The organism is Mycolicibacterium iranicum, from assembly GCF_002101705.1.
GTDB lineage: Bacteria > Actinomycetota > Actinomycetes > Mycobacteriales > Mycobacteriaceae > Mycobacterium > Mycobacterium iranicum.
Genome location: NZ_LQPC01000020.1, coordinates 1 through 12988, shown reverse-complemented (window position 1 = coordinate 12988; position 12988 = coordinate 1). Strand labels below are relative to the sequence as shown.

Genomic DNA, 12988 nt, shown 5'->3' with positions numbered 1-12988 from the left:
CGTAACTTACCACCACAGGAGGTCGTCCCGTGTACGTCGCAATGACAGGCGCGACCGGATATCTCGGCGCCCATATCGCTCGCGGGCTGCTGACGGCCGGGCATGACGTCCGTCTGCTGGTGCCACCAGGCGAGGACACTGCGCCCGTCATCGGTGCGTTGCGCGCGCTCGGATCCGTGACGATCGTCGTTGGAGACGTCCGACGGGATGCTGACATCGCCAGGCTGCTCACAGGTGTCGACGCCGTGGTGAACGCGGCAGGGGTGGTGGGCACCGACGAGCGCCGAAGCCGATTGATGTGGGACGTGAATGCCTATGCGGCGGAATCGATCATGCGGCGCGCCGTCGAGGCCGGGCTCGATCCGGTGGTGTCCGTGAGCAGTTACAGCGCGCTGTTTCCGCCCGCGAACGGCGTCATCACGCCCGACACCCCTCCGGCCGACGGACGCAGTGCCTACGCCAAGACGAAGAGCTACGCCGATCGGGTGGCGCGCGAATTGCAGTGCGGCGGTGCGCCTGTGGTGGTCACCTACCCGTCGAGTGTCGTCGGCGCCCCCTTCCACACCGCCGCGGGGGTCACCGAACGCGGGTGGGCGCCGCTAATACGCCACGCCGTGGCGCCGAGGCTGCGTGGCGGCATGCAGATGATCGACGTTCGCGATGTCGCCGAGGTGCACGCCCGGGTGATGAGGCCCGGCCAGGGGCCACGCCGCTATGTCTGCGGCGGGGTGCTGCTGACGTTCGACGAGATGATCGATGCGCTCGAGCGTGGCCTGGGCAGGCGGATCCGCCGCGTTCGCGTACCGGTGGGCGCACTGCTGACCGCGGCCCGCGCCGCAGATCTGTTGTCGCGGTTCATCGCGCTGCCTGACGGACTGAGCTATGAAGCCATGACCCTGCTGACCGCGGCGACGCCCACCGACGACAGCGCCACCTTGGGCGACCTCGACCTGCAATGGCGATCCCCGCAGGCCGCCATCGTCGAGTCATTCGCGTCGCACGCCGGCCTGCAGTAGCGCGGTGATGCGTTTACGCAGGGCATCGGAGTCATCCTCGACCGCGATGCTGGTCATGAAAAGTGCTGCGCCCGCTGCCATCACGAGTAGAGCCTTGGCATCCAACGCGGCCCGTCTGCGTTGCGCAGGTGTGCCGGACTCCACGTGCTCGGTGAAAAGTTTGACGGCTGGGCCGCTGAAATCAGCCCACAGAGCGTTGCGCAGGTCGGCGTTCTCCCGAAGCGCGAGCAGCAGGCCGGGGACTGCTTCGCGAACGTCGGGGGCGCTGAACAGCTCGTGGCTGCCCCGCACGACCCAGTCGATCCAGCCGGCGAGGTCGGTTCCCGAGAACGGTGAGAGGTCAGGGGATTCACCGAGGATCGCGTGCAACACCAGTTCGGCCTTCGAGTTCCAGCGCCGGGCGAGGCTCGCGCGGCCGACACCTGCCCGCGTGGCGACCATGCGCACGCTGAGCTCGTCCCACCCGACCTCCATGAGCAGTTCGCGCGTCGCCGACAGCACTTTCTGATCGATCGAGGCGTCGCGCGGCCGTCCACCGGTGCGGGTTTCGTCCTCACTCATCAGGTCGATTCAACCGCATTCACCCGGAGTCCAGGCACCGGCGTCAGGTACGCCAGGGCACCCGGCAGGCATCGCCCGAATTGAAGCCCTGCTCGGTGATCCCCAGCGCGGCGTTCATCCGGGCCCGCATGTTCTCCACACCGATCTGGTAGGTCAGCTCCATCACGCCCTTGTCCCCGAACCGGCGGCGAAGATCGTCGACCTGTTCGTCAGTCACGGTGTGCGGGTCTGTCGTCATCGCCGCCGCGTAGGCGATGGCGGCGCGCTCGTCGTCGGAGAAGTTCGGGGAGGTCGCGTAGTCGTCAATGTCTTTGAGCCGGGCCATGTCCAGGCCGTCCAGGCGCATCAGCATCGCCCCGAAGTCGACGCACCACGAGCAGCCGATCTGCCGGGCAACCCAGTAGACGGCCAGTTCGCGCACGCTGGCCGGCAACTCGGTGGAGGCCCGTTCCAGCATGCCCTCGTGCATGGCACCCGCGATCATCACACCGGGATGGTGGGCGTAGATCGCGAACGGTTCCGGTACTTCGCCGAAACGGCGTTTGGCGTAGCGCCACATCAGCCGGGTCATCAGCGATGCGCGTTGCGGGGGTACGGGTGCGATGCGTGTTGGCGTCATACCCATGAGACGGCGCAGCGCGGCCGAATGTGACAGCCGCGCCGCACCGCCGGGCTCAGCGCTCGCGGACTGCGTGCACCGCCGACCGCGCGACCCGGACGGCCGGATGGCGCTTCGCCGACGCCTTGGCCACCCGATAGGCGACCCAGACAGCTCCCACAGCGAGGGCCGCGGCCCCGATGCCGAAGGCCACACCCTTGCCGTTGACGCTGTCGGCCTTGGCGGCAAGATCGTCGGCGGTGCTGCTGATGGTCTGCTTGACGTCCTGCGCCTTCTCGGCCGCCACCTCCTTGGCGTCGTCGACTGCCTTGGTGACATCGGACTTGACCTGATCGGCTTTGCCCTCGGTCTGCAGCTGGTCGTCCTGGAGGGCTTTGCCGGCGGCTTCCTTGGCGGCTCCGGTCAGCTTCTCGGCACCGTTGGACAGTTCACCCATCGTCGTGTCTCCTTTGCGCCGTCCCTGGTATGCGGGACGGATGTTGGTCGGTTGTATGTACCGACGTGACGAACGGCCGAAACCGAACGCGGCGCAGCTGTGACCTGTCGCACGGCGGGGATGGGCAGCTCACCTGACAGATCGGCCCGTTTGGCGCGCGGTGCACACGTGAAACGGCCGCCGCGGGGTACGAAGGAAGCGTGGACGACAGATCGAGCACGTTGCCCGGCCGCGGTGCGGTCTACGCCAGCCACCTGCGGTCCAGTGCCGTCGTGGCGGTGCAGTTCCTTGCCATCGCCGCGGCGCTGTGGGTGCTGGCATGGGTGGTCGGTGAGACCTGGGTGATTCTTCTGCCGGTGGCGCTGGCACTCATCGTGTGTACCGTGCTGTGGCCGCCGGTGCGGTGGCTGCGCAACAAGGGGGTGCCCCCGGCCGCGGCGGTTCTGCTGGCGCTGCTGGTGGCCCTGGGCGTCGTCGGCGGAGTGGTCGCCGCGATCGCCCCGGCGATCGTCGAGCAATCCACCGAACTGGCCGAGCAAGCTAGCGCGGGCGTCGTCAAAGTCAGGGACTGGCTGGGTGGACCTCCGCTGAACATCAGTGAGGCGCAACTCAATTCGGCGGTCGCCGCCATCACCGACCGACTCAACTCCAGTAGCGCGCAGATCGCGTCGGGAGTGTTCACCGGCGTCGGCGCTGCGACCTCGGCGCTGGTGACCTTCTTCACCGCTGTGGTCGTCACCTTCTTCCTGCTCAAGGACGGGCCCGGCTTCATTCCGTGGCTGCGGCGCGCGGCAGGGCATCCCGCGGCGCCGCATCTGGCCGCTGTGCTGGAGCGGATGTGGACGACGCTGGGTGGTTTCATTCGCACGCAGGCCCTGGTCAGCCTCGTCGATGCGGTGCTCATCGGCATCGGGCTGGTCATCCTCGGTGTGCCGTTGGCCTACGCGCTGGCGGTCATCACGTTCATCGGTGGCTTCGTGCCGATCGTCGGTGCCTTTGTCGCCGGCGGTCTGGCGGTGCTGGTCGCTCTGGTTGCCAACGGTCCGGTGACGGCGCTGATCGTGTTGGGGATCATCCTGGCCGTACAGCAGCTCGAGGGCAATGTCCTGCAGCCGTGGTTGCAGTCGAAGTCGATGAAATTGCACGCCGTGCTCGTGCTGCTGGCCGTGACGCTGGGCGCGTCGGCGTTCGGCGTCATCGGTGCTTTTCTGGCCGTCCCGGTCGCCGCGGCGCTGGCGGTCGTCATCCGCTACTACGACGAGCAGGTCGCCGAACGGACAGGCGAGGGCACCGAGCCCGAGCCTCCCGAGCCTGCCGAGGACGAACCCGACCCCGCAGGCGTCGCGGACCCGAAGAAGGGCGAGTGAGGCCCTAGCCGCGGGAACGGTGATAGTGCCTGCGGGCCTTCATCCGGTTGCCGCAGATCGCCATCGAGCACCACCGGGCGGTGTTCGGCTTGCTCCTGTCGATCAAGAACAGGTGGCAATCGGTGTTCGCACACGGACGTAGCCGGCCGGGGCTGTGCACCCGCAGTCCGTCCCAGGCCAGCACCGCCCGCGCAGCCCCTTCCATCCCGCGCGGCTGCCATGTCACCCCGTCGTCGCCGACGGTCGGTGTCACGACGACGTCGGTCACGAACGGCTGAAGAACCGCGGGCGACGCGTCGCCGCGAACCACCGCCTGCAATGCGGCTCTGGCTTCGACCAGCGCCGCCCACTCCTGGGTGCGCACAGGCACCCCGTGGGCGGCCAACCAGTCGGCGGACGTGGCGAGGTCAGGCAGTGCATCGGTCGGCACGCCGTCGACGACCGGCGTGGTGTTGAGCAGATCGAGCAGGAATGCCTCGTCGGACGCGGTGGTGACACGAAGCTCCATAACTAACCTCCAAAAGACTGTTGACAGGTTACACAACGACGCGGTTAACTGCCTATAACCATCAAAACTACTTATAGGAGTTAGTCGTGCTCGAGGTTCACCATCGCTACGCCACTGTCCGCGGCCGTCAGGTCTTCTATCGGGAAGCGGGCGCCCTCGATGCGCCCGTCGTCGTGCTCCTGCACGGGTTCCCGACCAGCTCGTTCATGTTCCGCAACCTGATCCCGGCGCTGGCCGACCGGTATCGCGTGATCGCCCCCGACTATCTCGGCTTCGGCTATTCCGACGCCCCGACAGTCGACGAGTTCGACTACACCTTTGACGCCCTGGCCGACCATGTCGCCGATCTGCTGACCCAACTCGGGGTGTCGCGCTATGCGATCTACGTCCAGGACTACGGCGCGCCCGTGGGCTGGCGCCTCGCTCTGCGGGACCCGGAGGCGATCACGGCCATCATCACGCAGAACGGCAACGGGTACGAGGCGGGATTCGTCGCCGACGGCTGGCAGCCGGCCTGGGATTATCAGCGGGAGCAGACGCCGGAGACCGAGTCGGCGCTGCGGCAGATCCTGACCTTCGAGACGACGAAGATGCAGTACGTCGCCGGTGTTCCCGACGAGTCCGTGGTCAGCCCCGACACGTGGCATCACGACTATGCGCTGCTGTCGCGGCCGGGCAACGACAAGATCCAGTTGAAGTTGTTTCTCGACTACGCCACCAACCCGAAGCTCTATCCCGCGCTGCACGACTACCTGCGGGCCAGCGGCGTTCCGCTGTTGGCCGTCTGGGGCGACAAGGATCCGTTCTTCGGGCCCGATGGCGCGAGGGCCTTCGCCCAGGACGCGGTGGACGCGGAGATCCACCTTCGCGACGGCGGCCATTTCCTGCTGGAGAGCGACTTCAACGCCGTCACGGATCTGATTCGCGACTTCCTGGCACGCCGCAACCGTTAAGCGGGAGCGGTGGCCGCGACGACGTCGGCTACCAGTGCGTCGTACATCCGCCGCGTGGTGTCGACGTCGTCGCTCATGATGTTGTAGCCGTGGTCGACGCCCGCCACGTCGTAGTGGCGCATCAGCGCGCCGACCTCGTCGAGCTTCGCGGCGTAGCGCACGCCTTCGTCGCGCAACCGGTCGTACTCGGTGGTGACGACGATCGCGGGCGCGATGCCGGAGATGTCGTCGGCATTCGATCCCCAAGCGGGCGAGGCGAATCGGTGCTCCCGGTCCTCGCGGCGCGGAAGGTAGGCGGTGTCGAAGACCTCACCCATCCATGGCGTCAGGATCGCGCGGGAGCCGATCGGAGACTTCTTCTCCGATGTGGGCGTCACCAAATCCAATGGGGCATAGTGCAACACCTGCGCAGAGATACGCGGTCCGCCGGCTTCCAGCGCCATCCGCGAGACCGCCGCTGACAGGTTGCCGCCCGCGCTCTGGCCGCCGACGCAGAGCCGGCTGCCGTCCCAGTCGCGTTCGGCGGCGCTGGCCCAGCGGACCACGTCGAACACCTGCTCCGCCGCGGCCGGAAAACGGCGAGCGGGGGCCAGGACATAGTCGACGTTGACGACGACCACGCCGGCGTGGGCGGCGAGATACCGGCACCACGGGTCGTCCTGCTCGGGATGGCCGACGACGAAGCCGCCGCCGTGAATGTTGACGTAGACGGCGGGGCGGCCGGTGGACGTGGGCGGACGGTAGATCGTGACCGGGGTGGGTCCGTGCCGGGTGGCGACGGTGTCGCTCTCGACGATGCCTTCGATGTCAGGAAACCGAACGGCCGGCTTCGGCGCCGGGTTGACGGTCAGTGCGAACAGCCGCGCCGCCGTGTCGGCGACGGGTTGCCAGGACAGCAGCGACACGCTAGCGCGCGAACATCAACGCGCGCTTGACTTCCTGGATCGCCTTGGTCACCTGGATGCCGCGTGGGCAGGCTTCGGTGCAGTTGAACGTCGTGCGGCAGCGCCAGACGCCGTCGACCTCGTTGAGGATGTCGAGCCGCTCGGCGGCGCCTTCGTCACGCGAGTCGAAGATGAACCGGTGCGCGTTGACGATCGCCGCGGGGCCGAAGTAGGACCCTTCGCTCCAGTACACCGGACACGACGTCGTGCAGCACGCGCACAGGATGCACTTGGTGGTGTCGTCGTAGCGGGCCCGGTCGGTCTGGCTCTGAATACGTTCGCGCGTAGGCTGATTGCCCGATGTGATCAGATACGGCTTGATGGCGCGGAACGCGTCGAAGAACGGCTCCATGTCGACGACGAGGTCCTTCTCCACCGGCAGTCCGCGGATCGGCTCGATCGTGATCGTCAACTGCTTCTTCGGGTTCTTCGGCAGCATGTCGCGCATCAGCACCTTGCACGCCAGCCGGTTCACGCCGTTGATGCGCATGGCATCGGATCCGCACACGCCGTGCGCGCAGGACCGGCGGAACGTCAACGTCCCGTCCAGGTACCACTTCACGTAGTGCAGCAGATTGAGCAGGCGGTCCGACGGCAGGCACGGCACGCGGAAGCTCTGCCACCCGGCGTCGTCAGGCGACTCAGGGTTGAAGCGGGCGATCTTCAGGGTCACCATCACCGCGCCCTCTGGCACGGGCGGCAGCTCGGAATCGCCGGTGCCGGGCTTCTCCAAAACGGAGGTCATCTCGTCTCCTCGCGCAAGCGCTCGTCGGAAGTCATGAGGGTCAGTACTTCCGTTCCATTGGCTCGTACCGCGTTTGGACCACGGGCTTGTAGTCCAACCGGATGTCGCTCAGAAGGTCGGAGCCTTCCTTGTAGGCCATCGTGTGGCGCATGTAGTTGGTGTCGTCGCGGTTGGGGTAGTCCTCGCGGGCGTGTCCGCCGCGAGACTCCTTGCGCTTGAGCGCCCCGACGACGGTGACCTCGGCGAGCTCGAGCAGGAAGCCCAGCTCGATCGCCTCGAGCAGATCGCTGTTGTAGCGCTTCCCCTTGTCCTGCACCGTGATTCGGGAGTACCGCTCCTTGAGGGCGTGGATGTCGGTCAGCGCCTGCTTGAGGGTCTCCTCGGTGCGGAACACCGCGGCGTTGTTGTCCATCGACTGCTGCAGCGCGCCGCGGATGTCGGCCACCCGCTCGTTGCCGTGCTCGGAGAGGATGTCCCCGACCCAGCCGACCACCATCTCGGCGGGGTTCTCCGGAAGTTCAACGAAGTCGTGTCCCAGTGCGTAGTTCGCGGCGGCGATACCGGCGCGGCGTCCGAACACGTTGATATCGAGCAGCGAGTTGGTACCCAACCGGTTCGCCCCGTGCACCGACACGCACGCGCACTCTCCTGCGGCGTAGAGACCGGGAATGACGGTGGTGTTGTCGCGCAGAACCTGGCCGTTGACGGTTGTCGGGATTCCGCCCATGACGTAGTGGCACGTCGGGTAGACGGGGACCAGCTCCTTGACCGGATCCACGCCGAGGTACGTGCGGGCGAACTCGGTGATGTCGGGCAGCTTGGCTTCGAGCACGTCCTCGCCGAGGTGCCGCACGTCGATGTAGACGTAGTCCTTGTTGGGGCCGGCGCCGCGGCCTTCGAGCACCTCGAGAACCATCGAGCGCGCCACGATGTCGCGCGGAGCCAGGTCGACGATGGTGGGTGCGTAGCGCTCCATGAAGCGCTCGCCCTCTCCGTTGAGCAGTCGCCCGCCCTCGCCGCGCACGGCCTCGGAGATCAGGATGCCCAGGCCGGCCAGGCCCGTCGGGTGGAACTGGTGAAACTCCATGTCTTCCAGGGGAAGTCCCTTGCGGAAGATGATGCCCAGCCCGTCGCCGGTCAGCGTGTGCGCGTTCGAGGTGGTCTTGTACATCCGGCCTGAACCGCCGGTGGCGAAGACAATCGCCTTGGCGTGGAAGACGTGGATGTCACCTGTCGCGAGTTCATAGGCGATCACACCCGTGGCCACGGGGCCCGACGACGTCTCGGTCAGCGCGATGTCGAGGGCGTAGTACTCGTTGAAGAATTCGACGTCGTGCTTGACGCAGTTTTGGTACAGCGTCTGCAGGATCATGTGGCCGGTGCGGTCGGCGGCGTAGCAGGCGCGGCGCACGGGCGCTTTGCCGTGATCGCGGGTGTGGCCACCGAAACGGCGCTGGTCGATGCGGCCCTCGGGGGTGCGGTTGAACGGCATCCCCATCTTCTCCAGGTCGAGCACCGCGTCGATGGCTTCTTTGGCCATGATCTCGACGGCGTCCTGGTCGGCCAGGTAGTCACCACCCTTGACGGTGTCGAAGGTGTGCCACTCCCAGTTGTCTTCCTCGACGTTGGCCAGCGCGGCACACATGCCACCCTGAGCGGCACCGGTGTGAGAGCGGGTCGGGTAGAGCTTGGTCAGCACCGCGGTCCGGGCGCGCGGCCCGGATTCGACGGCCGCTCGCATGCCCGCTCCACCGGCGCCGACGATCACGACGTCGTAGCGGTGTTCAACAATCATTGGGCTTCTCCTTCTCAGGAAATCGACGCGTCGAACGTCAGCAGGACGTAGGTCCCGAGCACCAGCGTGAACGCCATGGACAGCGCCAGCAGAGTGTTCAGCCAGAACTTGGTGGAGTCCTTGCGGGTGTAGTCGGCGATGATCGTGCGCATGCCGTTGCCGCCGTGCAGCTGGGCCAGCCACAGCAGCAGCAGATCCCACGTCTGCCAGAACGGCGAGGACCACCGCTCGGCGACGTAGTTGAAGTCGATGCGGTACACACCGTCTTCCCAGAGCAACATGATGAAGAGGTGGCCCAGGGCCAGGAACACGAGCACGATGCCCGAGAACCGCATGAACAGCCAGGCGTACTTCTCGAAGTTCGGCATGCCACCGGCGCGGCGCGGGGCGCGCGGGTTGTCCAGTCCGGGCGGGCGGTCGTAGCTGCGCTGCATGACGGGCGCCGGACCGCCGCGATCGGTGATGTGGTCGTACGGATTCTCAGGCATCTACAGAAACCTCTCCGCCATGTGCATGCCGATGATTCCCAACGAGGTGATGAACACCGCGAGGAAGACGCCGGCCACGACCCAGAGCATCGTGCGCTGGTGCCGGGGACCCTCGGACCAGAAGTCGACGAGGATGATCCGGATGCCGTTGAGCGCGTGGTAGAGAACGGCGGCGACGAGTCCGATCTCCATGAGCCCGATGATCGGCGTCTTGTAGGTCTCGATGATCTCGTTGTAAGCCTGTGGGCTCACGCGCACGAGGGCAGTGTCGAGCACGTGCACGAAGAGGAAGAAGAAGATCGTCGCACCCGAGATGCGGTGCAGTACCCACGACCACATGCCCGGGTCGCCACGGTAGAACGTGCGGCGGCGCGCCGGCTTCGAGCGCGGTGCCGGCACATCGGTATCGGCTGGTGTTGCCGTACTCATAGGTCCCTCCAACGGCATCGGTGGAGGCTTGCGAACACGGTGTTGCTTACCGGCCCCCAAACCTCGGGGCGACTCTAATCCCCTTCGTACTCCTCAACGAACTAGCGTGTGGCGATATGTCACCGAATGAACACCGAGTTAGGGTGCCCTATCTGCAACTTCGTGGTTCTTCGCTGCGGGTTCGGAATGCATTCAGAATGCCTCCGGGCGGTATGTCATGACGACCGATATCGACTGGAAAGTGTTGCGCCGCAAGGCTATTGACGTTTCGGCCAACGCCTATGCGCCGTACTCGCGCTTCCGGGTGGGGGCGGCGGCACTGGTCGACGATGACCGGATCGTGGCCGGATGCAATGTGGAAAATGTCTCATATGGCGTAGGTCTCTGTGCCGAGTGCGCAGTGGTTTGTGCCCTACATTCCGGGGGCGGCGGGCGCCTGGTCGCGCTGTCCTGCGTGGGCCCTGACGGCAACGTTCTGATGCCGTGCGGCCGGTGCCGGCAGGTGCTCCTCGAGCACGGGGGAGGCGAGCTTTTGATCGACCACCCGCAGGGCCCCAAACCACTGCGCGAGCTTCTGCCCGATGCGTTCGGGCCCGACGACCTCAACCGGAACCGTCATCCCCTCGACGAGACCCCATGACGTTCGACGCCGCGGCACCCGTGTCGCATCTCGATGCTCCGTCCATCATCCGGACCAAGCGCGACGGCGGGGTGCTGTCCGATGCGGCGATCGACTGGGTGATCGACGCCTATACCCATGGTCGTGTCGCCGATGCACAGATGTCAGCCCTACTGATGGCGATCTTCCTGCGCGGCATGACCAACGGCGAGATCGCCCGCTGGACGGCGGCGATGATCGCCTCGGGGGAGCGGCTCGACTTCAGCGACCTCCGCCGCGGCGGCAAACCCCTCGCGCTGGTCGACAAGCACTCCACCGGCGGGGTCGGCGACAAGATCACGATCCCCCTGGTGCCGATCGTGATGGCCTGCGGAGGCGCGGTGCCGCAGGCGGCCGGGCGCGGGCTCGGTCACACCGGCGGCACACTCGACAAACTGGAATCCATCCCGGGCTTCACCGCCGAGATCGCGAAATCTCAGATACGCCAACAACTCTGCGACCTCGGCGCGGCGATCTTCGCTGCCGGTGAGCTCGCGCCGGCCGATCGCAAGATCTATGCCTTACGCGACGTCACCGCAACAACGGAGTCGTTGCCGTTGATCGCGAGTTCGGTGATGAGCAAGAAGATCGCCGAAGGCACTCGGGCTTTGGTGCTCGACTCGAAGGTCGGCTCGGGAGCATTTCTCGACACCGAGGCGGAGTCGCGCGAGCTTGCGCGCACCATGGTCGAACTCGGCACCGAGTACGGCGTCGACACGCGGGCGTTGCTCACCGACATGCACGTGCCTCTGGGGCGCACGGTGGGCAACGCCATCGAGGTCGTCGAATCCCTGGAGGTGCTCGCCGGTGGCGGACCAGCCGACGTGGTGGAGTTGACGCTGGCACTGGCGCGTGAAATGTGTGACGCCGCCGGTTTGGACGAGGTCGATCCCGCGGCGACGCTTCGCGACGGGACCGCGATGGATCGCTTCCGCGCACTGGTCGCCGCGCAAGGTGGAGACGCGACCGCTGCGCTGCCTCTGGGTTCGCAGACCGAAACCGTCAACGCCGCCCATGGTGGCACGATGGGAGACATCGACGCGATGGCGGTGGGACTGGCGGTGTGGCGGCTGGGGGCAGGCCGCTCGGTCCCTGGCGAGCAGGTGCAATTCGGCGCGGGGATCCGCATCCATCGCAGGCCCGGCGAACCCGTCACCGCAGGCGAACCGCTGTTCACGTTGTACACCGATACACCGGAGCGTCTCATGCCCGCGCTGCGCGAACTCGACGGCGCGTGGAGCGTCGGCCCGTCGGCGCCACCGGTGCGGCCGCTCATCATCGACCGGATCACCATCTGAGGGGGATCAGTGAAGACACCGCTCACTCTCGACAACATCAGGCAGGCACCGAAGGCGTTGCTGCACGACCACCTGGACGGGGGTCTGCGGCCGTCGACGGTTCTCGACCTTGCCGAGCAGTACGGGTATCGCGAGCTGCCCGTCACCGACGCGGACGGTCTGGCGACGTTCTTCCGCACCGCCGCGCACAGCGGGTCGCTGGTGCGCTACCTGGAGCCGTTCGCACACACCGTCGGCGTCATGCAGAACGCGGATGCGCTGCACCGGGTTGCGCGGGAGTGCGTCGAAGACCTGGCCGCCGACCACGTCGTCTACGCAGAGGTCCGGTTCGCGCCGGAACTGCACATTGACGGCGGACTGTCGCTGGATGCCGTCGTCGACGCGGTGCTGGCCGGCTTCGCCGACGGGGAGAAGGCCGCCGCGTCGGAGGGGCGCTCCATCACGGTCCGCTGTCTGGTGACGGCGATGAGGCACGCAGCGAGGTCGCGGGAGATCGCCGAGCTGGCGATCAGGTTCCGGGACAAGGGCGTTGTCGGCTTCGACATCGCGGGCGCCGAGGCGGGCTACCCGCCCACCCGTCACCTCGACGCGTTCGAGTACATGCGAGGCAACAACGCGCGCTTCACCATTCACGCGGGCGAGGCGTTCGGCCTGCCGTCCATCCACGAGGCGATCGCGTTCTGTGGCGCCGACCGTCTCGGCCATGGCGTGCGCATCGTCGACGACATCGTCGTCAACGACGACGGGGATGCGACGCTCGGCCGGCTGGCGTCCCTGTTGCGGGACAAGCGGATTCCGCTGGAGCTGTGCCCCAGCAGCAATGTGCAGACCGGAGCCGTCGCCAGCATCGCCGAGCATCCGTTCGCGCTGCTCGCGAAGTTGCGGTTCCGGGTCACCGTGAACACCGACAACCGGCTGATGAGCGACACCACGATGAGCCAGGAGATGCTGCGTCTGGTCGAGGCGTTCGGTTACGGGTGGAGTGATCTGCAGCGCTTCACGATCAACGCAATGAAGTCGGCGTTCATCTCCTTCGACGAGCGGCTGGCGATCATCGACGAGGTGATCAAGCCCCGCTACGCCGTGCTGGTCGGCTAGTTGTACTGACCTGAGAGGTTAGGTACGCGGCTGGCTGGTGGTTGACCGCCGAGTGCGGTGTGGCCGCGGTGGT

15 protein-coding genes are annotated in these 12988 nt (G+C 66.7%); 6 read left to right on the top strand and 9 right to left on the bottom strand.

The annotated features are described in order from the left end of the window. Positions 1–29 precede the first annotated feature (29 nt). Positions 30–1016, top strand: a complete 987-nt coding sequence (locus tag AWC12_RS05095) for an NAD-dependent epimerase/dehydratase family protein (RefSeq protein ID WP_085172762.1) — start codon at positions 30–32, stop codon at positions 1014–1016. On the opposite strand, the gene AWC12_RS05090 is transcribed toward AWC12_RS05095, so the two are convergent. Genes AWC12_RS05090 through AWC12_RS31975 form a run of 3 tightly spaced genes read right to left on the bottom strand, consistent with a single transcriptional unit; the run spans position 987 to position 2632 of the window. Then, on the bottom strand, positions 987–1577 hold the full coding sequence (locus AWC12_RS05090; RefSeq protein ID WP_085172761.1) for a TetR/AcrR family transcriptional regulator: 591 nt from the start codon (positions 1575–1577) through the stop codon (positions 987–989). The genes AWC12_RS05095 and AWC12_RS05090 overlap by 30 nt on opposite strands. 43 nt (positions 1578–1620) lie before the next feature. Continuing rightward, positions 1621–2196 (bottom strand): carboxymuconolactone decarboxylase family protein, encoded by a 576-nt coding sequence (locus AWC12_RS05085; RefSeq protein ID WP_085172759.1) that lies wholly within the window; start codon positions 2194–2196, stop codon positions 1621–1623. A gap of 55 nt (positions 2197–2251) precedes the next feature. Further along, positions 2252–2632 (bottom strand): CsbD family protein, encoded by a 381-nt coding sequence (locus AWC12_RS31975; RefSeq protein WP_085172757.1) that lies wholly within the window; start codon positions 2630–2632, stop codon positions 2252–2254. Between the two features lie 200 nt (positions 2633–2832). Here AWC12_RS31975 and AWC12_RS05075 point away from each other — a divergent pair, with 200 nt between their 5' ends. Then, on the top strand, positions 2833–3999 hold the full coding sequence (locus AWC12_RS05075) for an AI-2E family transporter (protein WP_085172755.1): 1167 nt from the start codon (positions 2833–2835) through the stop codon (positions 3997–3999). Between the two features lie 4 nt (positions 4000–4003). Here the strand turns inward: AWC12_RS05075 and AWC12_RS05070 are convergent, their stop codons facing one another. Next, positions 4004–4507 carry a CGNR zinc finger domain-containing protein gene (locus AWC12_RS05070; RefSeq protein ID WP_085172753.1) on the bottom strand — a complete coding sequence of 168 codons (504 nt, stop codon included), beginning with the start codon at positions 4505–4507 and terminating at the stop codon, positions 4004–4006. A gap of 86 nt (positions 4508–4593) precedes the next feature. On the opposite strand from AWC12_RS05070, the gene AWC12_RS05065 reads away from it, so the two are divergent. Next, positions 4594–5460 (top strand): alpha/beta fold hydrolase, encoded by an 867-nt coding sequence (locus AWC12_RS05065; RefSeq protein ID WP_085172751.1) that lies wholly within the window; start codon positions 4594–4596, stop codon positions 5458–5460. On the opposite strand, the gene AWC12_RS05060 is transcribed toward AWC12_RS05065, so the two are convergent. Genes AWC12_RS05060 through sdhC form a run of 5 tightly spaced genes read right to left on the bottom strand, consistent with a single transcriptional unit; the run spans position 5457 to position 9861 of the window. Next, positions 5457–6365, bottom strand: a complete 909-nt coding sequence (locus AWC12_RS05060) for an alpha/beta hydrolase (protein WP_085172749.1) — start codon at positions 6363–6365, stop codon at positions 5457–5459. The genes AWC12_RS05065 and AWC12_RS05060 overlap by 4 nt on opposite strands. A gap of 1 nt (position 6366) precedes the next feature. Beyond that, entirely contained in the window at positions 6367–7149 is a 783-nt protein-coding gene (locus tag AWC12_RS05055; protein ID WP_024448951.1) for a succinate dehydrogenase iron-sulfur subunit, read from the bottom strand. A gap of 40 nt (positions 7150–7189) precedes the next feature. After that, positions 7190–8944, bottom strand: a complete 1755-nt coding sequence (gene sdhA / locus AWC12_RS05050; RefSeq protein WP_085172747.1) for a succinate dehydrogenase flavoprotein subunit — start codon at positions 8942–8944, stop codon at positions 7190–7192. A 14-nt stretch (positions 8945–8958) separates the two neighbouring features. Beyond that, positions 8959–9432: a succinate dehydrogenase hydrophobic membrane anchor subunit gene (locus tag AWC12_RS05045; protein WP_085172745.1), complete on the bottom strand. Its 474-nt coding sequence runs from the start codon at positions 9430–9432 to the stop codon at positions 8959–8961. Continuing rightward, positions 9433–9861 carry a succinate dehydrogenase, cytochrome b556 subunit gene (gene sdhC, locus AWC12_RS05040; RefSeq protein ID WP_082909394.1) on the bottom strand — a complete coding sequence of 143 codons (429 nt, stop codon included), beginning with the start codon at positions 9859–9861 and terminating at the stop codon, positions 9433–9435. It lies immediately after the preceding gene. Positions 9862–10078: 217 nt separating this feature from the next. On the opposite strand from sdhC, the gene AWC12_RS05035 reads away from it, so the two are divergent. From AWC12_RS05035 to AWC12_RS05025, 3 genes are read left to right on the top strand one after another with little or no spacing between them, the layout of a single operon-like run. After that, on the top strand, positions 10079–10501 hold the full coding sequence (locus AWC12_RS05035; RefSeq protein ID WP_085172743.1) for a cytidine deaminase: 423 nt from the start codon (positions 10079–10081) through the stop codon (positions 10499–10501). After that, a complete protein-coding gene (locus AWC12_RS05030; protein WP_085172741.1) occupies positions 10498–11817 on the top strand; it encodes a thymidine phosphorylase in 1320 nt (439 codons plus the stop codon). The genes AWC12_RS05035 and AWC12_RS05030 overlap by 4 nt, the downstream gene beginning before the upstream one ends. Before the next feature lie 9 nt (positions 11818–11826). Beyond that, positions 11827–12915 (top strand): adenosine deaminase, encoded by a 1089-nt coding sequence (locus tag AWC12_RS05025; protein WP_085172739.1) that lies wholly within the window; start codon positions 11827–11829, stop codon positions 12913–12915. The last annotated feature ends 73 nt before the right edge of the window (positions 12916–12988 follow it).

What these genes read in the sequence shown, in the direction of transcription:
- AWC12_RS05090 (WP_085172761.1), bottom strand. Translation starts at nt 1,577, where the DNA reads ATGAGTGAGGACGAAACCCGCACCGGTGGACGGCCGCGCGACGCCTCG.
- AWC12_RS05085 (WP_085172759.1), bottom strand. Translation starts at nt 2,196, where the DNA reads ATGACGCCAACACGCATCGCACCCGTACCCCCGCAACGCGCATCGCTG.
- AWC12_RS31975 (WP_085172757.1), bottom strand. Translation starts at nt 2,632, where the DNA reads ATGGGTGAACTGTCCAACGGTGCCGAGAAGCTGACCGGAGCCGCCAAG.
- AWC12_RS05070 (WP_085172753.1), bottom strand. Translation starts at nt 4,507, where the DNA reads ATGGAGCTTCGTGTCACCACCGCGTCCGACGAGGCATTCCTGCTCGAT.
- AWC12_RS05055 (WP_024448951.1), bottom strand. Translation starts at nt 7,149, where the DNA reads ATGACCTCCGTTTTGGAGAAGCCCGGCACCGGCGATTCCGAGCTGCCG.
- sdhA (WP_085172747.1), bottom strand. Translation starts at nt 8,944, where the DNA reads ATGATTGTTGAACACCGCTACGACGTCGTGATCGTCGGCGCCGGTGGA.
- AWC12_RS05045 (WP_085172745.1), bottom strand. Translation starts at nt 9,432, where the DNA reads ATGCCTGAGAATCCGTACGACCACATCACCGATCGCGGCGGTCCGGCG.
- sdhC (WP_082909394.1), bottom strand. Translation starts at nt 9,861, where the DNA reads ATGAGTACGGCAACACCAGCCGATACCGATGTGCCGGCACCGCGCTCG.
- AWC12_RS05035 (WP_085172743.1), top strand. Translation starts at nt 10,079, where the DNA reads ATGACGACCGATATCGACTGGAAAGTGTTGCGCCGCAAGGCTATTGAC.
- AWC12_RS05030 (WP_085172741.1), top strand. Translation starts at nt 10,498, where the DNA reads ATGACGTTCGACGCCGCGGCACCCGTGTCGCATCTCGATGCTCCGTCC.